Source organism: Vibrio sp. 99-70-13A1 (genome assembly GCF_013114625.1).
Lineage (GTDB): Bacteria > Pseudomonadota > Gammaproteobacteria > Enterobacterales > Vibrionaceae > Vibrio.
Map to the genome: position 1 here is coordinate 60,026 of NZ_VTXD01000007.1, position 23,135 is coordinate 83,160.

General features: G+C 42.9%; 20 protein-coding genes. 13 read left to right on the forward strand and 7 right to left on the reverse strand.

Annotated elements, in window-relative coordinates; translation table 11 throughout:
* Positions 1-250: 250 nt before the first annotated feature.
* Both ppc and F0226_RS07280 read left to right on the forward strand, forming a co-directional pair.
* On the forward strand, positions 251-2,881 hold the full coding sequence (gene ppc / locus F0226_RS07275) for a phosphoenolpyruvate carboxylase (RefSeq protein ID WP_171735024.1): 2,631 nt from the start codon (positions 251-253) through the stop codon (positions 2,879-2,881).
* 355 nt (positions 2,882-3,236) lie between these two features.
* The gene (locus tag F0226_RS07280; RefSeq protein ID WP_137375078.1) at positions 3,237-3,776 is read left to right on the forward strand and encodes a PadR family transcriptional regulator; all 540 of its coding nucleotides are present in this window, start codon (positions 3,237-3,239) and stop codon (positions 3,774-3,776) included.
* 156 nt (positions 3,777-3,932) lie between these two features.
* Here F0226_RS07280 and metF read toward each other — a convergent pair whose 3' ends face one another.
* The 3 genes from metF to F0226_RS07295 all read right to left on the reverse strand — a co-directional run bounded on the left by metF (position 3,933) and on the right by F0226_RS07295 (position 8,715).
* Positions 3,933-4,832, reverse strand: a complete 900-nt coding sequence (metF, locus tag F0226_RS07285; RefSeq protein WP_171735025.1) for a methylenetetrahydrofolate reductase — start codon at positions 4,830-4,832, stop codon at positions 3,933-3,935.
* A gap of 287 nt (positions 4,833-5,119) precedes the next feature.
* On the reverse strand, positions 5,120-7,531 hold the full coding sequence (locus F0226_RS07290; RefSeq protein ID WP_171735026.1) for a bifunctional aspartate kinase/homoserine dehydrogenase II: 2,412 nt from the start codon (positions 7,529-7,531) through the stop codon (positions 5,120-5,122).
* The gene (locus tag F0226_RS07295) at positions 7,531-8,715 is read right to left on the reverse strand and encodes an O-succinylhomoserine (thiol)-lyase (RefSeq protein ID WP_171735027.1); all 1,185 of its coding nucleotides are present in this window, start codon (positions 8,713-8,715) and stop codon (positions 7,531-7,533) included. The genes F0226_RS07290 and F0226_RS07295 overlap by 1 nt, the downstream gene beginning before the upstream one ends.
* A 205-nt stretch (positions 8,716-8,920) precedes the next feature.
* Here F0226_RS07295 and metJ point away from each other — a divergent pair, with 205 nt between their 5' ends.
* Entirely contained in the window at positions 8,921-9,241 is a 321-nt protein-coding gene (gene metJ / locus F0226_RS07300; protein WP_004415993.1) for a met regulon transcriptional regulator MetJ, read from the forward strand.
* Positions 9,242-9,405: 164 nt separating this feature from the next.
* Here metJ and F0226_RS07305 read toward each other — a convergent pair whose 3' ends face one another.
* The gene (locus F0226_RS07305; protein ID WP_171735028.1) at positions 9,406-10,716 is read right to left on the reverse strand and encodes a malic enzyme-like NAD(P)-binding protein; all 1,311 of its coding nucleotides are present in this window, start codon (positions 10,714-10,716) and stop codon (positions 9,406-9,408) included.
* Positions 10,717-10,927: 211 nt separating this feature from the next.
* A complete protein-coding gene (rpmE, locus tag F0226_RS07310; RefSeq protein ID WP_171735029.1) occupies positions 10,928-11,143 on the reverse strand; it encodes a 50S ribosomal protein L31 in 216 nt (71 codons plus the stop codon).
* A 345-nt stretch (positions 11,144-11,488) separates the two neighbouring features.
* Between rpmE and priA the strand changes: the two genes are divergently transcribed.
* The 7 genes from priA to rraA all read left to right on the forward strand — a co-directional run bounded on the left by priA (position 11,489) and on the right by rraA (position 19,593).
* A complete protein-coding gene (priA, locus tag F0226_RS07315; protein WP_171735030.1) occupies positions 11,489-13,690 on the forward strand; it encodes a primosomal protein N' in 2,202 nt (733 codons plus the stop codon).
* Between the two features lie 217 nt (positions 13,691-13,907).
* Positions 13,908-14,915, forward strand: coding sequence for a DNA-binding transcriptional regulator CytR (gene cytR / locus F0226_RS07320; RefSeq protein WP_171735031.1), 1,008 nt, complete (start codon positions 13,908-13,910; stop codon positions 14,913-14,915).
* A 111-nt stretch (positions 14,916-15,026) separates the two neighbouring features.
* A complete protein-coding gene (gene ftsN / locus F0226_RS07325; RefSeq protein ID WP_171735032.1) occupies positions 15,027-15,566 on the forward strand; it encodes a cell division protein FtsN in 540 nt (179 codons plus the stop codon).
* 323 nt (positions 15,567-15,889) lie between these two features.
* A complete protein-coding gene (gene hslV / locus F0226_RS07330; protein ID WP_171735033.1) occupies positions 15,890-16,438 on the forward strand; it encodes an ATP-dependent protease subunit HslV in 549 nt (182 codons plus the stop codon).
* A gap of 59 nt (positions 16,439-16,497) precedes the next feature.
* Positions 16,498-17,835: an HslU--HslV peptidase ATPase subunit gene (gene hslU, locus F0226_RS07335; RefSeq protein ID WP_171735034.1), complete on the forward strand. Its 1,338-nt coding sequence runs from the start codon at positions 16,498-16,500 to the stop codon at positions 17,833-17,835.
* Between the two features lie 189 nt (positions 17,836-18,024).
* Positions 18,025-18,942: a 1,4-dihydroxy-2-naphthoate polyprenyltransferase gene (locus F0226_RS07340; RefSeq protein ID WP_171735035.1), complete on the forward strand. Its 918-nt coding sequence runs from the start codon at positions 18,025-18,027 to the stop codon at positions 18,940-18,942.
* 72 nt (positions 18,943-19,014) lie between these two features.
* Positions 19,015-19,593 carry a ribonuclease E activity regulator RraA gene (gene rraA / locus F0226_RS07345; RefSeq protein WP_171735036.1) on the forward strand — a complete coding sequence of 193 codons (579 nt, stop codon included), beginning with the start codon at positions 19,015-19,017 and terminating at the stop codon, positions 19,591-19,593.
* 114 nt (positions 19,594-19,707) lie between these two features.
* On the opposite strand, the gene zapB is transcribed toward rraA, so the two are convergent.
* Positions 19,708-19,950 (reverse strand): cell division protein ZapB, encoded by a 243-nt coding sequence (gene zapB / locus F0226_RS07350; protein ID WP_171735037.1) that lies wholly within the window; start codon positions 19,948-19,950, stop codon positions 19,708-19,710.
* Between the two features lie 322 nt (positions 19,951-20,272).
* On the opposite strand from zapB, the gene glpX reads away from it, so the two are divergent.
* The 3 genes from glpX (at position 20,273) to F0226_RS07365 (ending at position 22,598) form a co-directional block, all read left to right on the forward strand.
* Complete coding sequence (gene glpX, locus F0226_RS07355; RefSeq protein ID WP_171735038.1) at positions 20,273-21,280, forward strand: class II fructose-bisphosphatase; 1,008 nt, start codon at positions 20,273-20,275, stop codon at positions 21,278-21,280.
* Positions 21,281-21,510: 230 nt separating this feature from the next.
* The gene (locus F0226_RS07360; RefSeq protein ID WP_171735039.1) at positions 21,511-22,131 is read left to right on the forward strand and encodes a metalloregulator ArsR/SmtB family transcription factor; all 621 of its coding nucleotides are present in this window, start codon (positions 21,511-21,513) and stop codon (positions 22,129-22,131) included.
* 107 nt (positions 22,132-22,238) lie between these two features.
* On the forward strand, positions 22,239-22,598 hold the full coding sequence (locus F0226_RS07365; protein ID WP_171735040.1) for a DUF3135 domain-containing protein: 360 nt from the start codon (positions 22,239-22,241) through the stop codon (positions 22,596-22,598).
* Positions 22,599-22,687: 89 nt separating this feature from the next.
* Here F0226_RS07365 and F0226_RS07370 read toward each other — a convergent pair whose 3' ends face one another.
* Complete coding sequence (locus F0226_RS07370; protein ID WP_171735041.1) at positions 22,688-23,110, reverse strand: DUF805 domain-containing protein; 423 nt, start codon at positions 23,108-23,110, stop codon at positions 22,688-22,690.
* Between the last annotated feature and the right edge of the window lie 25 nt (positions 23,111-23,135).

Genomic DNA, 23,135 nt, shown 5'->3' on the forward strand with positions numbered 1-23,135 from the left:
AATGGATATCACTCGCATAAAAACGATCGATAAATAGGTCGCTTTTATGCTGTTTTTTCCTTACCTACATAGAAGTTGTAATTAAATTTCAATTTATTCCTACATCAAAACAAATTTATCACTTCTTCATTTTCCAAAACCAATAATTGCAAACTTAGAATGCTTTATTTGACTAGATACAGCACTTTTCGCTAGATTGTGTACTTAGCAAGGAACAATGGATGTAATTTTTTTACGAGGCAGGATGACAATGAACGAGAAATACGCCGCTCTCAAGAGTAACGTAAGCATGCTGGGACGCTTGCTCGGTAACACAATCCAAGACGCACATGGTGACGTAATCTTAGAGAAAGTGGAGACAATCCGTAAGCTTTCCAAGTCAGCCAGAGCAGGTAACCAAGCTGATCGTGACAGCCTGATTGAAGAAATAAAAAACCTTCCGAATGAACAGCTTACCCCTGTAGCTCGCGCATTTAACCAATTCTTAAATCTCACAAACATGGCAGAGCAGTACCATACTATTTCTCGCCATTGTGAAGAGCACGTTTGCGAACCAGACGCGCTACAATCTTTATTTTCAAAGCTTAGCCAAAACAACATCAGTAAGCTGGATGCGGCACAAGCAGTACGCGATTTAAATATCGAACTCGTATTGACTGCGCACCCAACCGAAATCACTCGTCGTACGATGATCAACAAACTCGTTAAAATTAACGAATGTTTATCGAAACTAGAGCTAAGTGACTTATCAAACAAAGAACGAGTTAAAACTGAACGTCGTCTAGAGCAGTTAATTGCTCAAGGTTGGCACTCAGATGTGATTCGTCAACAACGCCCAACACCACTTGATGAAGCTAAATGGGGCTTTGCTGTTGTTGAGAACTCACTATGGGAAGCGGTACCTGATTTTCTACGTGACATGGATGAGCGCGTTAAAGGCTATTTCGGCGAAGGTCTACCTATTGACGCTCGCCCTGTGCACTTTTCCTCTTGGATGGGTGGTGACCGTGACGGAAACCCATTTGTCACTCATACGATTACTAAAGAAGTACTTCGCTTATCTCGCTGGAAAGCCGCGGATCTTTACTTAGGTGATATCAATGAATTGATCACTGAGTTATCAATGACGAAATGCAATGACGCCGTTCGTGCATTAGCTGGCGATGAGCATGAAGCTTACCGCGCTATTCTAAAAGGTCTACGCACACTTCTTGGTGATACGCTTGAAGTACTAGATGCTGAGATTCATGACGCTGACGTTCCTAAAAAGCCGACATTACAAAACATTGATCAGCTTTGGGTTCCTCTTCACGCCTGCTACCAATCCCTGCATGAGTGCGGCATGGGTGTTATCGCGGATGGTTCACTACTTGATACCCTACGTCGAATTAAAGCATTTGGAGTACATCTAGTTCGCTTAGATGTTCGTCAAGAAAGTACGCGTCACTCTGATGTTCTTTCTGAACTGACTCGTTACCTTGGCATTGGTGATTATGACCAATGGAGTGAGCAAGACAAAATTGCTTTCTTAACCAATGAATTAAGTTCTAAACGCCCTCTTCTTCCACGAGAATGGGAACCATCAGAACAAGTTAAAGAGGTTTTAGACACCTGTAAGATTATTGCAGCTCAACCTCGTGAAGCTTTCGGTGCTTACGTTATTTCAATGGCTCGTACTGCGTCGGATGTACTGGCGGTTCACCTACTTCTTCAAGAGTCTGGCTGCCCTTATCGCATGGATGTATGTCCGTTGTTTGAAACTTTAGATGACTTAAATAACTCTGAAGCCGTTATCAAGCAACTAATGGGCATCGACTTATACCGAGGCTTTATCCAAAACCATCAAATGGTCATGATTGGTTACTCTGATTCTGCAAAAGACGCTGGTGTGATGTCTGCAGGCTGGGCTCAATATGACGCAATGGATAAGCTGGTTAAAGTCTGTGACGGCGAAGGCATTGAACTGACGTTATTCCACGGTCGTGGAGGAACAGTTGGTCGTGGTGGCGCTCCTGCGCATGCTGCCCTGCTTTCTCAGCCACCTCAAAGCTTAAAAGGTGGGTTACGCGTAACGGAACAAGGTGAAATGATCCGCTTTAAGCTGGGGTTACCTGAAGTAGCCGTTAACAGCTTTAATATATACGCTAGTGCTATTTTGGAAGCGAACCTTCTGCCGCCACCAGAGCCAAAACAAGAATGGCGCGATCTAATGAACGTGCTTTCTGAAGTGTCTTGTGAAGCTTACCGTAATGTTGTTCGTGGTGAAGAGAAGTTTGTTCCTTATTTCCGCCAAGCAACGCCTGAATTAGAGCTAGGCAAACTGCCTCTTGGTTCTCGACCAGCCAAACGTAACCCTAATGGTGGCGTTGAAAGCTTACGAGCGATCCCTTGGATATTCTCTTGGAGTCAAAACCGCTTAGTTTTACCCGCATGGCTAGGTGCTGGTGAAGCGATTCAGTATTCAATTGACCAAGGTCATCAAGCTCTTTTAGAAGAGATGTGTCGTGAATGGCCATTCTTTTCTACGCGTTTAGGTATGCTAGAAATGGTTTATTCTAAGTGTAATTTAGAGATTGCTAAGTACTACGATCAACGACTTGTTGATGAATCTCTACTTCCTCTTGGTGAATTACTTCGTGAGCAACTGCAAAAAGACATTAAAGCAGTGTTGAACGTAGAGAATAACGAAAACTTGATGCAAAGTGACCCATGGGGACTTGAATCAATACGCCTTCGTAATATCTACGTCGAGCCACTAAACATGCTCCAAGCTGAGCTGCTATACCGAACTAGAAAATGTGAAACTCCACCACCAGAGCTAGAAGAAGCCCTAATGGTGACGATTGCAGGTATTGCAGCGGGTATGCGAAACACTGGATAGCCAGTGATTAACACTAAAAAAAAGACAAAAGGTCGCCATGTGCGACCTTTTTATTTTGCAAAATAACCACTATTGAGTTTTCTATCAGTTTTTTGGGTTATTCTGTCCATGTATTCCACTTTATGCTTATTATTTAGATATAATACCGCTCCGCTGTGAAAACACTCCTATCAAAATATTCCACAGCACTAGGTAAGGAAACTTACCACGCTAGGTGACAAACGGCTTTATAAGGTGACATAACCAACGAAACACGTTGGTGTTGCTTAAACATATACCAACATATCGTGCCATTAGAAGCACACTTGATGTTTAAGCATTAGTTTACTGTTTATTGACCATTTGGATTAAAAACATGTCATTACCACACGTAATCTTAACTGTTTTAAGTACGCGCGATGCTACTGGTTACGATATAACAAAAGAGTTCTCATCAAGCATTGGTTACTTCTGGAAAGCAAGCCACCAGCAAGTTTATCGCGAGCTAAATAAAATGGCTCAAAATGAGCAAGTAACTTGTGTACTTGAGCCTCAAGAAGGCAAGCCTGATCGTAAAGTTTATTCTATCACCGACGCCGGTCGTGGCGCCTTAGGTGAATGGTTTGAACAACCAACTGCGCACCCAACTGTACGTGATGAGTTCTCGGCTAAGCTAATGGCTTGTGCTGTTCAACCATCAGATGCATACCGTATTCAACTGACTGAACTTGTAGAAGAGTCTCGTAAGCTAGTTTCTCACTACAAAGAGATTGAAGCAGCATACTACGCGACACCAGCGACATTAGATAAGCAAGCTCGCCTAGAGCGCTTAACACTGCGTCGTAACCTACTTATCCGTGAAGCATGGATTGTGTGGGCTGACGAGGTTTTACTTGAACTAGGTGCAATGGCATAACGCCATTCCCTATTCTGACTGTATCGCTGTTATCTAAATAGCGACTGACTAAATAGTAACTGTTTAAAGAATAACTGTTTAAATAGCAACGGTCTAAAAAGATAAAAGGCTTGAACTCTTAGAGTCCAAGCCTTTTTTGTATCTGGTGAAACTGTATTAAATAGCTGCCACTTGTGGTCGAACACCTAGTGTATGGCACAGTGCATAGGTCATTTCTGCGCGGTTCAGTGTATAGAAGTGGAAATCTTTCACACCTTCACGACTTAGCGTGCGAACCATATCAATCGCTTGGCTAGCACCTACAAGTTGACGAGTCGTTGGATCATCATCCAAGCCTTGGAACTGTTGTGCCATCCAGCCTGGTACTTTCACATTATTCATTGCTGCAAAACGTGAAGCTTGCTTAAAGTTAGACACTGGTAAAATACCCGGTACGATTTCAACATCAATTCCAGCAGCCACACAACGGTCACGAAAGCGCAGGTAGCTTTCAACATCAAAGAAGAATTGGGTAATAGCACGGTTAGCACCAGCATCAACTTTACGCTTCAAGTTGATAAGGTCAGACTGAGCACTTTTTGCTTCGGGGTGAACTTCAGGGAAAGCTGCTACAGAAATATCAAAGTCATGGCGAGACTTTAGTAAATTAACTAAGTCAGATGCGTACATATCAGGAGCGCCGCCACCTTCAGGAATATCACCACGTAATGCAACAATGCTTTGAATTCCATTCGCCCAATAATCATCAGCAATCTGAATCAGTTCATCACGGCTTGCATCAATACACGTTAAGTGTGGCGCTGCCACCAAACCAGTCTGGTTTTTGATTTCTTTAATAATAGAGTGGGTACGATCACGTTCGCCAGAGTTTGCTCCGTAAGTCACTGAAACAAATTTAGGTTGAAGAGTTTTCAAGCGGTGAACAGAGTTCCACAGCGTTTCTTCCATCTTTTCACTACTCGGTGGAAAAAACTCAAATGACACGTTTATATTGTCAGAAAGTTCAGCGATATTCTGATTCAAAGCGTCGATATGACCTGCGTGCGTGTATCCCATCTTACTCTCCCTGTGGCAAAAGCAACCACTAAAATATTTTCAAATCCTTAGCGACGTTTAGACGTCTATATGTCTCAAGAATGTATTGAATACGATTTAATGTCAACCGATCCATTATGAATTTTTTTCAAGTAGATCGTGAGTAAAGTTCAAGAAGAAAGTCAGAGCTTGAGAATAGATAATCATCGAAAATAAACAAAAAAGCTGAAAGTAAATGAATTCTACTTTCAGCCATATTTATGAGTTATTGCAGCTTGGTTAATCAGAACAATCAACCATTAAAGGCACTAAAATAAGCTAGACATACGATTCAAATCAGACTGAATTGCTCCTGCTGTCACCTCTCGACCAGCGCCCGGACCACGAATCACTAATGGATTATCTTTATACCATTTGCTCTCGATCGCAAAAATATTATCGCAAGGTAATAGGTTCGCTAGCGCATGTTCTTTAGATAAAGCTTCTACGCCTACCGTTGCTTTACCATTTTTTTCAAGACGAGCAACATAGCGCAGTACTTTCTGTTGTGACTGAGCTTTAGTTAAGCGTTCTGCTAGTTCATCACTAAGCAATGAGGCTTTATCGAAGAAGTCATCAACAGATAAATCTTGTAGCTCTTTCGGCACCAAAGATTCTACTTTCACGTTTTCAGGTTCAATATTCAGCCCTGATTCACGCGCTAAGATCACTAGTTTACGCATCACATCAGATCCATCTAAATCCGCACGAGGATCCGGTTCAGTCAAACCTTGTTGCCATGCGAGATCAACCAACTCACTAAATGGAACACTGCCATCAAATTGCTGGAACAGCCATGACAAAGTACCAGAGAAGATACCTGAAAGAGCAATGATGTCATCGCCACTTTCACGTAAATCACGAACCGTATGATTTATTGGTAATCCAGCCCCTACGGTTGCATTGTATAACCAATGGCGACTAATTTTAGAAAAAGCATCTTGGACTTGATGATAATATTCACTGGATGCTGAACCTGCCACTTTATTTGCAGAGATCAGGTGAACCCCTTGTTTAGCGATATCTAGATATTTATCAGCAAGTACTTTGCTGGCTGTTACATCCAATACAACCGCTTCATCATAACCCTGTATTTGACCTAAACGCTCCAGCCAATCACTGCCGTTATTTTCTACAGCTTCATCGGAGAAACAAGTGAGTACAGTGGTCGGGTCGATACCTTGCTCATCAAACCAATACGTTTGGCTATCAATCACAGCCACTAAATCAAAGCTCATACCGCGACGCTTTTCTAGTTCAGCTTTTTGTTCTGCGAACAAACTTAACCAACTCGATCCAATGTTTCCTTTTCCACACAACGCAATAGCAACGCGCTTTTGTGCTTGGAATAACTGAGTGTGCACACCTTTAACTAAAATAGAGGTCTCTGCTTTACGCATGACCGCCACTAAGCTTAAACCAGAAGAGGCTTCTGAGATAAATTCTACCGGAGAGTCTTTAAGCTGCTGATAAAAGCCATAGCAATGGTTCGGGTTTTTCGTCACACCAGCACCAACTGCTGCGATTAGAGAGAACCCTTCTTTCAGTTTGATCTCACCTTCGACCGCATGGTCTTGTAAGTATTCTAAAGCGCCACCTGCAATTTCTTCAGTGTAAGCTAAACGAATACAATATTGGTCTGGCTGTAATTCATACGCTAACGGCTCTAATTGAGCACGCTTCAACCCTTCTAGTACATCGGTAGTCAAACGCTCAAAATCATGCCCATGACCGAATGTAACTTGGATAAGTAAAACTTCATCCAGAGACGTAATAATTTTCGCGCCACGGCCTGAAGCCAATACACGCTCAATTTGGGTAGAACCCGCTTCTGGTTGATAGCTGCAACGTAAACTTAAATCCATCGCACTTTGAGCGACAGGTTGTAAGGTTCTGCTATGTAAAACAGGCGCAGCAAGACGAGCCAATTCACTCGCTTCATCCAAGCGAAGCAAAGGTAATAAACACGCATCCGATACTAGTCTAGGGTCGGCACTGTAAACGCCGGCTACATCGCTCCAAATAGTCACTCGGTCGACTTCAGCTAGTGCGCCAATAACCGTTGCAGAGTAATCCGAACCATTACGACCTAAAAGAACGGTTTCACCTTCACTGTTTTGTGCCATGAAGCCCGTAATCACAACTCTGCAATGTGTATGTTGCGCCAACACTTCTTTAATTAAGGCGTAAGAGCGCGAGCGATCCACTTCTGGCTGTGTGCCCGCTTCTGCTCGTAAGAATTCACGAGCGTCCTGCGCGATAGCTTGTAAGTCATTCTGAGAAAGAAGTTCAGCAAGTAATCTTGAAGACCAAACTTCACCATGTCCCAGTACTTGAGCTTTTTGTGCTTCACTCAGGGGAGCATTCAATTCGCCTAATGCCGTAAACTCTGCTTGAACCAACCCAATATGATGAGTGGCTTGTTCGCCTTCTAATAACTCTTCGATTAGATTCAGCTGAAATTGACGCAATGACTGAAGGCATTCATGTGCTAAGCGCCCGTCTTTGTCTAATGCTTCTAAGAATTCAATTAAGCGATTCGTCGTTTTACCAGCTGCTGATACAACGACTAAATCTGTCGCGCTTGAATATTCTTTTAAGATATTCACAACCCGTTGATAGCATTCAGGGTTCGCTAAACTACTTCCACCAAATTTATGCAGTTGGCGTAAAATACTCATTAGCTCGCTTCCCCATTCTCGATGAAGTTATGTGTCTTAACAAATGCTTGATTTAGATCTTCAATAAGATCGCCTGCGTCTTCTAAACCTACAGACAAACGCAGAAGTTGCTGAGAAACGCCCGCTTCAGCCAAAGCAGCTTCACCCATTGCACGGTGAGTCATAGAAGCAGGATGACAAATCAAACTTTCAACACCACCTAAAGATTCAGCCAGCGAGAACAGCTCTAGCTCACCAACAAAAAACTTCAACGCTTCAAACGACCCGGCAAACTCAAAGCTCAGCATAGAACCAAAGCCTAACTGCTGCTTTTTAGCAATTTCATGACCAGGGTGATCAGGTAAGCTTGGGTGGTAAATCGTTCCAACTAAATTTTGTTGCTGGAGTGCTGTTAAAATTTCACGTGAGCTTTCTTCATGTACACGCATACGAGCGCCTAAAGTACGAATGCCACGTAAAGTCATGTAGCTATCAAATGGAGTACCGGTCGCGCCAATACAGTTGCCCCACCATGCTAATTCTTCTGCATGATCTTCCGTTTTAGTGACCACTACGCCACCAATCACATCTGAATGACCGTTAATATATTTAGTTGTGGAGTGAATAACGAAATCAGCCCCTAGTTCAAGAGGCTTTTGGAACACGGGTGTCAAAAAGGTATTATCGACAGCAACTAATGCGCCCACTTCTTTTGCTTTACGGCACGTTTCTGCAATATCAACCACTCGCACTAGAGGGTTAGAAGGCGTTTCCAATAATATTAGTTTAGGTTTAAGAGCGATGGCTGCATCTAACGCTTCTTGATCAGATTGATCAACAAACAGAACTTTGAAGTCCCCTTTTTGAGAGCGAGTATTGAACAGTCGGTACGTTCCACCATAACAGTCGTGCGGAGCAACAATTAAATCGTCACCACCTAGGAATGCAGACACCCACAAGTTCAATGCTGATGTACCGCAGTTAGTCACAACGGCACCTTTTCCTGATTCTAGTTCGAACAGCGCGGTTTCTAATAACCCACGGTTCGGGTTACCCGATCTCGTATAGTCATACTTCGGCACTTCACCAAAAGCGGGAAAACCATAATTTGTCGAAAGATAAATTGGTGGAACAACGGCATGGTGTTGAGTGTCTGACTCAATACCGGTTCGAACGGCAATTGTGGCTGGCTTCCGGCTGCTCATAGGTGTTTCCTTACAAATTGGGTTCAGGATATAACAGCTGCTTGTCGGCGTTTTGCAGCTGTGTTAGATATATGTTATTCACTTTACTGCCATAAACATAAGACGTCAACACTTCTGGACGTCTATATGTCTTTGCTTATGGCGGTAAATCCCGCTAAAATCACCTTCTAAATTAATCTAACTACAAAAATGATGAAGGTACACAATGGCAGATTGGAATGGTGAGTACATAAGCCCATATGCTGAGCATGGAAAGAAAAGCGAACAAGTAAAGAAAATTACGGTTTCTATCCCTCTAAAAGTATTAAAGGTGCTAACTGATGAACGTACTCGTCGTCAGATAAACAACTTACGCCATGCCACAAACAGTGAATTGCTATGTGAAGCCTTTCTTCATGCCTACACAGGTCAACCGTTACCTACGGATGAAGACCTACGTAAAGACCGCCCAGACGATATCCCTGCTGAAGTAAAAAAACTAATGACAGAAATGGGTATCGAATTCGAAGCGTTTGACGAAGAATAAAAATAAATTACGTCTATACCCTTCATATTTTCATTTGCTTGTGACAATAGTTTGAACCTAACTTCTGAATTTCAAGCGTAAGCTTGTTATATCAAGATACAAAAAAGCCGAACCATGCTTCCATGATTCGGCTTTTTTACGAGTTCAATGCTAGAGACGTAACATTAAGCCATATAATTTTCAGGCATCTCGATACGAGCAACACCAGATTCAACTGCAGCTTCAGCTACTGCTTTCGCTACGCGAGGTAATAAACGTGGGTCCATTGGCTTCGGAATAATGTAATCCATACCAAATGCTAGTGCATCAACACCCGCCGCCTTTAATACTTCTGCTGGCACTTCTTCTTTTGCTAACTCACGAATCGCAGTTACTGCTGCCAGCTTCATCTCATCGTTGATTTCACTCGCTCGTACATCTAATGCACCACGGAAGATGAATGGGAAGCAAAGCACGTTATTCACTTGGTTCGGGTAATCACTGCGCCCTGTACCCATGATTAAGTCATTACGCACTTCATGAGCAAGCTCTGGCTTAATTTCTGGGTCTGGGTTTGAACATGCAAACACAACAGGCTTATCAGCCATCAGCTTCAAAGATTCCGCAGGCAATAAGTTAGGACCCGATACACCCAAGAATAAGTCAGCGCCTTCAATCACATCTTCAAGCGTTCGCTTGTCTGTGTTGTTAGCAAAAAGTTGTTTGTATTCGTTCAGGTCATCACGGCGAGTGTGGATCACACCCTTACGGTCTAGCATGTAGATTTTTTCACGCTGAGCGCCACACTTAATCAGTAGCTCCATACACGCTACTGCAGCCGCGCCTGCACCCAAACAAACGATCTTACATTCTTCTAGCTTCTTACCTTGAAGCTCGATGGCATTCAGCATGCCTGCAGCGGTTACGATTGCAGTGCCGTGTTGGTCATCATGGAATACAGGCACATCACAACGCTCGATAAGACGACGTTCAATCTCAAAACAGTCTGGTGCTTTAATATCTTCTAGATTGATGCCACCAAAAGTATCCGCGATATTCGCTACTGTATCGACGAACTCATCGATTGTGCGGTGTTTTACTTCAATATCGATAGAATCTAAACCGGCAAAACGTTTAAACAGAAGAGCTTTACCTTCCATCACTGGCTTAGAAGCGATAGGACCAAGGTTACCTAAACCTAAAATCGCAGTACCGTTAGAGATAACCGCAACCATGTTGCCTTTACCCGTGTACTTATAAACGTTATCAACATTTTGTGCGATTTCTCGAACGGGTTCAGCCACACCAGGGCTGTAAGCTAAAGCAAGATCTTCAGCAGAATTTGCTGGCTTAGTCAGCTCAACAGCAATTTTACCTGGAATAGGGAATTCATGATAATCAAGAGCTTGCTGGCGAAATTGTTCTTGAGCAGATAATTTATCTTCTGCTGATAATGGCTCTTTTGAAGATTGAGCCTGGCGAGTGTCGTCTGACATGAGCGTAGGTTTCCTAAGATATTATTATTTGGGGGAATCCTCTTCATGTTAATAGATGTACTTCAAAGTTCCTAGGTGGTTTACCTATCAGTCTCACTAAAAAACGAGATTTGACTACTAATAAGACCAGTGGATAGTTGAAATCTCTAAATAGCAGGCAACAAAAAAGGACACCGAAGTGTCCTTTTGGATGTCTAAATAGCGAGTATTACTACTTGCTAGAAAGAGCACCGAAACGCTTGTTGAAGCGATCAACACGGCCGCCAGTATCTACGATACGTTGCTTACCAGTGTAGAATGGGTGACATTTGTCACATACGTCTAGGTGAATACCAGCTTTACCTAGAGTAGAGTTGAATTCAAATGTGTTGCCGCAAGAGCAAGTAGCTGTAACAGCTTTGTATTCTGGGTGGATACCAGTCTTCATGGGATAACCTCAATTAGGCCGTGTCGCCATCCGATTCTAAGCCGGACACCACACGTAGTTAAAAAAATAATTAAAAGCACCGCTTCATAGCACAAGGATACAAAGCCATACCTTCAAGGCGCAGTATAGTAATGAATCTGAGAAGTAGGATCAACTGATTTGATACATTTTTCACCAACCTTTTTTCCCTTCTATATTAAAAGCCGATATCCGTTCTTCTCCAATATCGCTAAGCCATTAAAAAACACAGTCTTTCTGAAGCGATACCAAACTGTTTCTCGAATTTCCTAGCCTTATCCTTTAGACTGTTTCGTCACTTCCTATTCAAAATAAAGCTGTCACTTTATGCGCCCAACTATCGCCCGTGTTGCACTGCCGGTCCCTTTAGATAAACAGTTTGACTACAAAATACCTAGTCACCTGTTCCCTATTATTGGTGGTCGCGTATCTGTACCTTTTGGGCGTCAAACATTAACAGGCATAGTAACCGCGCTGGTCAATGAATCAGAATTTAGCTTAGACAAACTCAAGCCAATTAAAGCGCTGTTAGACAACCAACCCGTTTGGTCTGACTCTGTTTATTCTTTATTAGTTTGGTGCAGCCAGTTTTATCAGTACCCTCTTGGAGAAACGTTCGCTAATGCTTTACCTACCGCTTTACGTAAAGGTAAAGATGCAGATTTTGCCACCTTGGTTGAATGGCAACTGACATCTCAAGGTAAAGACCAGTTAATGCAAGGGTTTGGGCGCGCAGTCAAGCAAGCAAAAGTCATGAGAATGCTGGAAAACGGATCCGTGCCTCATCAAGAATTTATTGATGAGGAAGTAGGAAGCGCGGTTTTAAAAACACTACAAGAGAAAGGCTGGATTGAGTCTCTTGAAAAGAAACCTATGCGTATTGCTTGGTCTAATGAATTAGAAAACGACCACGACAAGCCAAAGCTCAACGAAGAACAAGCTATTGCAATCGCGACCGTCAATAGCCAAACCGATTTTGGCTGTTTCCTTCTTGAAGGTGTTACAGGTTCAGGAAAAACTGAAGTTTACTTGAACATGATTAAACCTATTTTAGAGCAAGGTAAACAAGCTCTGGTTCTGGTTCCTGAAATAGGCTTAACGCCACAAACCATTAATCGTTTCAAAAGACGTTTTAATGTGCCTGTTGAGGTAATCCACTCAGGACTCAATGATACTGAACGCCTTAATGCTTGGCTTTCCGCTAGAGATAAAATAGCAGGAATTGTAATAGGCACTCGTTCAGCGCTGTTCACTCCTTTTGCTGATCTGGGTATCATCATTGTTGATGAAGAACATGACGCATCCTACAAGCAACAAGACAGCCTTCGTTATCATGCTAGAGATGTAGCGATCATGCGCGCACACAAAGCACAGATTCCCGTTGTACTCGGCTCTGCCACACCAGCATTTGAAACCCTTCACAACGCCCAAATTGGTAAATATCACTACTTAAGATTAACCAGCCGAGCGGGGGTTGCGTTACCTACGACCAATAAAGTTTTGGATGTGAAGGGGGAATATTTAGAAAGTGGATTATCAGCTTCATTGATTGCAGAAATGCAGCGACATTTGCAGTCTGGGAACCAAGTAATGCTCTTTTTAAACCGCCGCGGTTTTTCTCCTGCGTTAATGTGCCATGAATGCGGTTGGACGGCAGAGTGTAAACGTTGTGACGCTTATTACACCTATCATCAAAACAGTAATGAAATGCGCTGCCACCATTGTGGTTCGCAGCAGCATGTTGTGCACCATTGCCAAGGTTGCGGTTCAACCCAGTTAGTGACACATGGCGTGGGTACCGAACAGTTAGAAACCCAGTTGGGGCACCTATTTCCTGACTATAAAACAATACGAATCGATAGAGACAGCACACGTCGTAAAGGCAGCTTAGAGGCGGCATTAGAATCCATACGTAAAGGTGAGTATCAAATACTTATCGGCACGCAAATGCTCGCTAAAGGGCATCACTTTCCGGATGTCACTTTAGTTGCCCTCCTCGATGTAGATGGCTCACTTTACAGCAGTGATTTTCGAGCATCAGAGCGGCTTGCTCAATTATTTATTCAAGTCGCGGGGCGAGCGGGGCGAGCAAGTAAGCCAGGAGAGGTGATCTTACAAACTCACCATCCTGAGCATGGCTTGCTGCAAGCTTTACTGCACAAAGACTATAACCACTTTGCACAAACGGCATTAGCCGAACGTAAACAGGCGATGTTGCCTCCGTATACATTCATGACGTTATTTAGAGCCGAAGCCAATGACCCATATTTGGTAGAAGATTTTTTACGCCAGGTTCGTCATACCCTCGAAGCACATCCACTTTATGATGGATTTTGTATGGTACTAGGGCCAACGCCAGCACCTTTGGCAAAGCGTGCGGGAAAATCACGCTGGCAATTAGTTTTACAAACTCAGACTCGTTCATTAATGCAAAAGTTATTAATAAGTGCAAAACCAGCTATCAATATGTTACCCACCGCTAAAAAAGTACGCTGGTCGATCGACATAGAGCCTCAAGATCTCAGTTAAAAGTATGCGGTGCTTCAGAGATTTCAGTTTTCTCGTGAGCTACTTCACACGAGTCGTGTAATTTTTGTTAATCTACCCGTAACTTTATGTGCTCTAAATGAATAATATATTTCAAGCACATAAGTGTAAGCATTGCTTTCATGGAAGTTAATCAATTAGAAGAAGAATGATTGTCAATTTCAGTGGCATACAAAGGAATTTAAAGAGGGTTTAATTTATGGCGACAATGAAGGATGTTGCCCAGCTTGCAGGGGTTTCTACAGCGACAGTATCAAGAGCGCTTATGAACCCAGAAAAAGTATCATCTTCAACTCGTAAACGCGTTGAAAATGCTGTACTTGAAGCTGGATACTCACCTAACTCGTTAGCTAGAAACTTACGTCGCAACGAATCTAAAACCATAGTAACTATTGTCCCAGACATCTGTGACCCTTACTTTACGGAAATTATCCGTGGGATTGAAGATGCTGCGGTTGAACACGGATACCTTGTGTTACTTGGCGATAGTGGACAACAAAAGAAGCGTGAGACCTCTTTTGTAAATTTAGTGTTCACCAAACAAGCTGATGGCATGTTATTGCTAGGTACGGACCATCCATTTGATTTAAGTAAACCTGAGCAAAAGAATTTACCACCCATGGTAATGGCTTGTGAGTTCGCACCTGATCTTGAGCTTCCTACCGTTCATATTGATAACTTAACGTCTGCATTTGAAGCCGTTAATTACCTCACTCAACTTGGTCATAAACGCATTGGGCAAATTTCTGGTCCAACGTCCGCGACACTCTGCCAATTTCGTCAACAAGGTTACCAGCAAGCACTACGCCGAGCAGGCATCACAATGAACTCTGCTCATAGCACCGTTGGCGACTTTACTTTTGAAGCCGGCGCGCAATCGATTCGCCAACTGCTCGCACTGCCAGAACCACCAACGGCGATCTTCTGTCACAACGATGCAATGGCTATCGGTGCGATTCAAGAAGCGAAAAAGTTAGGTCTACGAGTGCCACAAGATCTTTCAGTGGTGGGCTTCGATGACATTAAATTCGCACAATACTGCGATCCACCGCTCACCACCATCTCCCAGCCTCGCTACGAGATTGGCCGTCAAGCAATGCTTATGATGCTAGACGTATTGAAAGGTAATGACGTTCAAGCCGGCTCTCGTTTACTTGAAACTGAGCTGATTGTTCGCGGAAGTACTGCTCCACCACGCATTCAATAGAAAAGCGCTTCTTTGCGGCACATTTTGATGTGCCGCTTCCATTTCTACACTGTTATCCACTTGCGATCTGGATTACCATGAAAGTTGAATCATCAACTGTTGAAATGCTCAGTGGCCAATAAAGATTATGCAAGACGCGGTCGTGGAACAAAAAAACCGACCAAAAAGACAGCCCCTCGCCGCAAGCCTTGGCGTAGTGGTCTTTTAGCGATCCTACTCGCCAGTGGATTCGGCTATGGATTATATCTGCTTAGCACAGACCCAGAGCCACCAGCTCCCACTGCAGTGGTAACAAAACCAAAGCCGCAACCTAAAGCCGCGAAACCTATTCCCCCTCCTCCAGAGGAAAAGTGGGATTACGTTGAAACGCTGCCAAGCCGCCAAGTTGAAGTAAAAGCAAAAGAGCAGAAGAAATCTGACATTCCATACATAATGCAGTGTGGTGCGTACAAAACGTTGAAGCAAGCGGAAGCTCGTAAGTTAGATATCGCCTTTCAAGGCATCAACAGTAAAGTACGCAAAAAAGAAAACAGCAGTTGGTATCGAGTAGTGCTTGGACCTTACGATTTAAAACGCGATGCTGAACGCGACCGACATAAGCTACAACGAGCTAAAATTGAGCCATGTGCTATTTGGAAAGAAACCCAATAGCTTGGAAAGAAACTAGTAGTGGTATTCCAATTGTCGGATTCCAGTAAAAGCGTTATGAATTCGCAACTTACTTAAGTATTCCTCCCTTAAAAGCCTTCTTTGTGAAGGCTTTTATCTTCTAAGCACCTAAGCACCTAAGCACCATCAAGTATTATCCCCCAGCACTTTACTGATTATTTTATCTTAAAGATCTCTCCTAACTTTATTCTTACGTTCATTTACACATCTATTTGATTTCTGAGTTGTTCGATTCCTTGAATTATCGGCTCTTTATCCTCATATAACCTGTATACCCAAAAGACAAAAAACAAGAGGCCCTACTCGTGACTACCATTGTATCTGTACGTCGTAATAATAAAGTCGTCATCGCGGGTGATGGACAAGTATCTTTAGGCAATACAGTGATGAAGGGCAATGCCCGTAAAGTTCGCCGCCTATACAACAACCAAGTACTGGCAGGCTTCGCTGGCGGTACCGCTGATGCTTTCACGCTATTCGAAAAATTTGAAAGCAAACTGCAAATGCACCAAGGTCATTTAACAAAAGCTGCCGTTGAGCTTGCTAAAGACTGGCGCAGTGATCGCGCACTTCGCAAACTTGAAGCTTTACTGGCTGTAGCGGACGAAACCGCTTCATTGATCATCACTGGTAATGGTGATGTTGTGCAGCCTGAAAATGACTTAATTGCCATTGGTTCTGGTGGTAACTTTGCACAAGCAGCAGCAACCGCTCTGCTTGAAAATACCGATTTAGACGCTCGTGAGATTGCAGAAAAGTCACTCTCCATTGCTGGTGACATCTGCGTATTTACGAACCATCACCACACTATTGAAGAGCTTGAAAGCACTGTTGAACTGCCTAAGCCAGAGTAGCGACCGCTTCCATCAATAACGTTGTATTCAACAGTGATTAAAAGAATTAAGGAAACACCATGTCTGAGATGACTCCTCGTGAAATCGTTCACGAACTTAACCGCCACATCATTGGTCAAGACAACGCAAAGCGTTCAGTTGCGATCGCACTACGCAACCGCTGGCGTCGTATGCAGCTTGAAGAAAGCTTGCGCGTTGAAGTTTCTCCAAAAAACATTTTAATGATTGGTCCAACAGGTGTTGGTAAAACTGAAATTGCGCGTCGCTTAGCAAAACTGGCGAACGCACCATTCATTAAAGTAGAAGCAACGAAATTCACTGAAGTTGGTTATGTTGGTAAAGAAGTTGAAACCATCATTCGTGACTTAACAGACGTTGCAATCAAAATGACTCACCAGCAAGCGATGGAAAAAGTACAATTCCGCGCTGAAGAGCAAGCTGAAGAACGTGTATTGGACGCCCTGCTACCACCAGCGCGTGACGCTTGGGGTCAGAATGAGCAATCAGAAGACACAAGCTCATCAAACACTCGTCAAATCTTCCGCAAGAAATTACGTGAAGGTAAATTAGACGACAAAGAAATTGAAATTGATGTTGCCGCTCCGCAAATGGGCGTTGAAATCATGGCTCCTCCTGGTATGGAAGAAATGACAAACCAGCTACAAGGCATGTTCCAAAACCTTGCAGGCGACACCAAGAAAAAACGTAAGCTGAAAATCAAAGATGCTTTAAAAGCGTTGACCGAAGAAGAAGCTGCGAAATTAGTGAATCAAGAAGAGCTGAAAGAAAGCGCGATTTATAACGTTGAAAACAATGGCATTGTCTTCATTGATGAAATCGACAAAATTTGTAAGCGTGGCGATAGCTCTGGCCCAGATGTTTCTCGTGAAGGTGTTCAACGTGATCTACTGCCATTAATTGAAGGCAGTACCGTTTCAACAAAACATGGCATGGTGAAAACAGACCATATCTTGTTTGTTACATCTGGTGCATTCCAAGTAGCGAAACCGTCTGACCTTATTCCTGAACTGCAAGGTCGTTTACCGATTCGTGTCGAACTAGAAGCACTTTCAAGTAACGACTTCAAACGCATTTTGACTGAGCCAAAAGCATCTCTGACTGAACAGTACATTGCTCTAATGAAAACAGAAGATGTTGATGTGGATTTCACAGAAGATGGCATCACACAAATTGCAGATGCGGCATGGCAAGTCAATGAGACAACAGAGAACATTGGTGCTCGTCGTCTTCATACCGTTATGGAGCGTCTAATGGATGAAATTTCATTCGAAGCAACAGACAAGCCAGGTACAAAACTGACTATCGATGCTGAATACGTGAAAACGAAATTAGGTGGTTTTGTTGAAGATGAAGATTTAAGTCGCTTCATCCTGTAGCACAAAAAAGTCGAACATTTGCGTTATCGCAAAGAAATGACGGCTAATGACATGAATAAGAGCCCACTTCCGAGTGGGCTTTTTAATACCCAAAAAATGAGCGTATACTGAAATCACTGTATGACACCATATACTTACCACTAAAGCTCGCCGCTAATGAAGGTGAACTGACAAAGAAATGTATCTACGATGAAACAATCTCTACTGATTTGGCTTGATGCCGCACGACCAAAAACGCTGCCATTGGCACTTGTCTCTATTCTTACCGGGAGTAGCTTGGCATTTTCCTCGGATCAGTTCTCGCTTTCGATCGCTTTATTGGCTTTTCTTACCGCCACCCTTTTACAAATCTTATCCAACCTCGCCAATGACTATGGCGATGCAGTAAAAGGTACTGACAACGATAATCGCTTAGGTCCAGTAAGAGCCATGCAATCTGGCGCGGTCAACGCAAAAACTATGAAACAAGCCATCGTTTTGAACATCATTTTTACCATGGTGGCGGGATTGGCTTTAATTTTCCATGCGCTTAGCTCATTGGAAAGTATTTTATCGTTTATCGCATTAGGCGTTCTCGCCATTGTCGCGGCTATTGCTTACACAGTAGGAAACAAACCTTATGGCTACATTGGGTTAGGTGACTTATCTGTCTTTATATTCTTTGGTTTACTTGGCGTATCTGGAACCTACTTCTTACACACTGGGAATGTTGAGCCGAGTTTATTTCTGCCTGCTTTAGGCTGCGGGCTAATGGCGGTGGCGGTGCTGAATATCAATAACATGCGTGATATTGAAAATGACAGCGAATGCGGAAAACGCACCATGGCGGTTCGTCTTGGTCAAACAAAGGCTAAACACTATCATTTCTTATTACTAGGCAGTGCCATTGTTGCCTTCTCTGCTTATTTAGTTATCCAAGAAAAGCCTCTTTGGATAAGCTTGCCATTTTTACTGAGCATTATTGCCGTCTATAAACACGGTAAAGCCGTTTGGAATACGCAAAAACCAGCCCAAATTGCACCTATGATGCCGGTCATTGTGAAGTGTTCATTAATCACCAACCTATTATTTGCAGGAGTTGTTGTAGCTCAAACTCTGCTCAGTTAATTATGGGGAATGATTGCAAAGGGTTAATGCACCGATATACTCAAGATAAGCTCATTGTTCAAAAGGTAAACTATGGAATACAACACTTCTGCGCTGTGTGATATTTATTTAGACCAAGTTGATGTACTCGAACCTATGTTCAGCAACTTTGGAGGTCGTTCCTCGTTCTCCGGTAAAATCACCACGTTAAAATGTTTTGAAGATAATGCTTTAATTCGTTCCGTCCTAGAACAAGATGGTCTTGGTCGAGTGTTGTTAATTGATGGTGGAGGCTCTCTACGTAAAGCTTTAATTGATGCAGAGATTGCTCTACTAGCTGAAGAAAATGAGTGGGAAGGTCTTGTCGTATACGGCTGTGTACGTGAAGTCGATGAACTAGAAGATATGAATCTAGGCATCCAAGCCCTAGCCTCTATTCCGGTTGGTGCAACTCAACAGCACAATGGCGAGACAGACGTACCAGTTAATTTTGGTGGCGTGACTTTCCTTCCTGAAGATCACCTGTATGCCGACAACACTGGCGTTATATTGTCTCAAGAGCCGCTTGATGTCGATTTGGTTCTAGATGACGATGACATGGATGATGATCTTGAAGTCGATGAGCAAGATAACGACTCACCAGATAACGAAACATACGATCCAGTTCGCTAGAGTTCGTATCCAGTAAGCTCAAAGCCAACGAGCTAAGGCTCTAGCAAATGAATCCAACACAAACAAAAACGCCCGCTATAAAAATAGCGGGCGTTTTCTAATTCAGAGAGTAAATTACTCTACATCATCCATTTTACCTAAAAGGTTACGGATGCGGTCTTGCCAAGCTTCATGCTCTTTCTGCATTTCTTGAGATTTAAGCTCTAATGCTTCACGGCTTACTTTAAGCTCGTTAGCTTCAGATGTTAGCTGCTCTTTCTCTTCTTTAAGCTCTTCAACTTCCATTTGAAGAAGTGCGATTGTATCTACTGCAGTTTGAATTTTTGCTTCTAGTTTTTCTAATACATCAAAAGACATGTCGGCCTACCTTTAAATTATCTATTCGAGTTGAAGGTTCACTCCACTTATCGCCCATTCTACTCAGCAGTGCCCCGATAAACACTCTCTATATTCGATATTTTGCACTATTCGGCTAAAAAACAATCGTAATTCACCGAATATTGACGTGAGCAATAGCAAGCCACTGCGGTAACTCATCATTTTATTGAATATTTAAAATTTCGAGCCTCATATTGATCAAAGGCAAACCATCAAAAGTAAAAAAGCAAACGTTCTCTTTGAGGTATGATAAAATTCGCCGCAAATTTCTATTCCCCCCTTTGAAAGTTTTGGAGTCAGCATGAAACGCGATTTAGCAATGTCATTCTCTCGTGTCACAGAAGGTGCCGCACTAGCCGGTTATAAGTGGCTTGGTCGTGGCGATAAAAACGCTGCCGATGGCGCTGCTGTAGAAGTAATGCGTAGCTTACTTAATAAAACAGAAATCATCGGTGAAATTGTTATCGGTGAAGGCGAGATCGATGATGCTCCAATGCTCTACATTGGTGAAGAAGTGGGTATTGGTGGTGATGCGGTTGATATCGCAGTAGACCCAATTGAAGGAACTCGCATGACGGCGATGGGGCAATCTAATGCCTTGGCTGTACTTGCAGCTGGTGAAAAAGGTAGCTTTTTAAAAGCGCCCGACATGTATATGGAAAAGCTAGTGGTAGGTCCTGGAGCTAAAGGCGCTATCGACCTTGAAATTCCACTGGAAGAAAACCTAAAGAACATCGCAAAAGCATTAGGCAAGACTCTTGATACTTTAGTTGTCACCACGTTAGCAAAACCTCGCCATGATGAAGTGATTGCACAAATGCAATCAATGGGCATTCGCGTGTTTGCTGTGCCTGATGGTGATGTTGCCGCTTCAATTTTAACATGTATGCCTGACAGTGAAGTAGACGTAATGTACTGCATTGGTGGCGCTCCTGAGGGTGTCGTTTCTGCTGCTGTTATTCGCGCACTCGACGGCGACATGCATGCCCGCCTTCTTCCTCGTCATGAAGTAAAAGGCGATACTGAAGAGAACCGTAAACACGGCGAACTTGAACTAGAGCGTTGTGTTGAAATGGGTGTAACCGCTGGTATCGTTCTAAAAATGGAAGATATGGCTCGCAGCGACAACGTTGTGTTCTCAGCAACAGGTATTACTAAGGGTGACCTTCTAGAAGGCATTACTCGTACAGGCAACATCGCAACCACAGAAACACTGCTTATTCGTGGTCGCTGCCGCACAATCCGTCGCATCAAGTCAATCCATTACCTAGAGCGTAAAGACCCAGAAGTAATTGGTCATATCCTTTAAAGGTAAGCACCATATTGAATACGGGTAGTAGTTATTACCTGGGTTAGTAAGATAAAAGAAGGCTGGTACTTAGGTATCGGTCTTTTTATTATCTCTACATCTCTAAAATCGCTTCGGGCTTCCCCGCAAGTTCTTCAATTAGATGACATAAAAAACCGCAAGAGATAGTAAGAGGTTTTCTTTATAAACACCTTGCCCCATAATAGTAGGGTTCATAAGGTAGGAATAACATGAAAACGAGCGACAAGATCTTACAAACTATCAAACGCCAAGGTGCTGTTACTGCTAAACAACTTTCTGAAAAGTTTGGCATGACGACTATGGGTGCGAGACAACACCTACAAAGTTTGGAAGATGACGGCATTCTCGCTTTTCATGATGTAAAAGTAAAAGTTGGACGTCCGACACGCCACTGGTCACTCACTCAGAAAGGTCATGGGCAATTTTCAGATCGTCACGGTGAATTAACCATTCAATTTATTGATGCTGTTGAACACTTATTTGGCAAAGAAGGACTAGAAAAAGTCACCGCTGAACGTGAAGCTCACACTTTTAAGCAATACCAAGAAATTCTATCTCATTGCTCAGATCTGCCAAGTAAATTGCAAACACTTGCTGATTTACGAGAAAACGAAGGTTATATGGCAGAGCTTATCGATAAAGCTGATCACTACATTTTGATTGAAAATCACTGCCCAATTTGTAAAGCAGCCATGCGTTGCCCTAGCCTATGCCAATCAGAATTGAATATATTCAAAGAGTTATTGAGTGGTGAATGTGAAGTCACTCGCTCAGAACACATTATTGAAGGTAAGCGCCGCTGCACTTACACCTTAACGCCTGTGCTTTAGTCTGTTCTCATTTTTGAGAAAAGGTTAAACAGATAAAATATCTCCCGTAATCTTTCTTATGCTTACTGTACTGATGAAATTGTTATTACAGTACAAAGGAAGTACCTATGGGATACCCACAGTTAGAACAACCTCTCCCATCATTTGATGAACTTGTCGACCTTGCACAAAAAGATCCCGACGCTTTTAATCAATTTAAACACGAGATGTGTGAAGACATGATCTGCTCAGCATCTGAAGCCATGCAAGGTAGACTAAGAGCACAGCAGTCACATATCGATCTTGTCGTCAGCCGCTGTAAAAACCCCGACCATACCAATGTTGTGTTAATGCAAGAGCTTTGCTGCCAGATGGGTAAATTCCAAGACATGTTGGAAGGTGAAGTGCACATTGACTCCCCACAAGCTGTGATTATTCCTTTTAAGCCCCTGCCCTATAATAAGAAAACATCTCATGACGCTGACTAAATTCCAATAAAAAAGGAGACCTTTCAGTCTCCTTTTTTGAACATGTACTTTATTCGCTTTTAATCTACATGCACTTATTTAGCATGCAACTATTTAGGCTCAGGTCCGTATTGGTTTTCTCCATCAGTACCTTTCATGAAGCCACATTCAACCAGAATCCATAGCCCGCAAGCTAAAGCAGCGGTAGTCGCTACCATTTGCAGTGGTGATGCACCGTCGGCGCTCTGCGTTGCTGCAGGTGTTGCTAAACGCCCTAACACCAAAGGAATATTAAGCAGCAACCAAAGGTTAGATTTCCCTCTATCGTGCCATCTCTTTGAGGTAATCGCTAAATCTGGTACAAGCAGGAACAATAAGAATACAGGTAGCAAGATATAAGCATACGCGGGGAATAACACCGAAATTCCGGTCGCAAAACCCGCAATTAAAACATAATAAATAACATTCCAAGTCCAGAAAGCCTTACGGCCGATTCTACCCTTGAAAGAAAACAACAGTTCTTTCATCGACATCTTAAATACTCAAAAAATTAGCCAT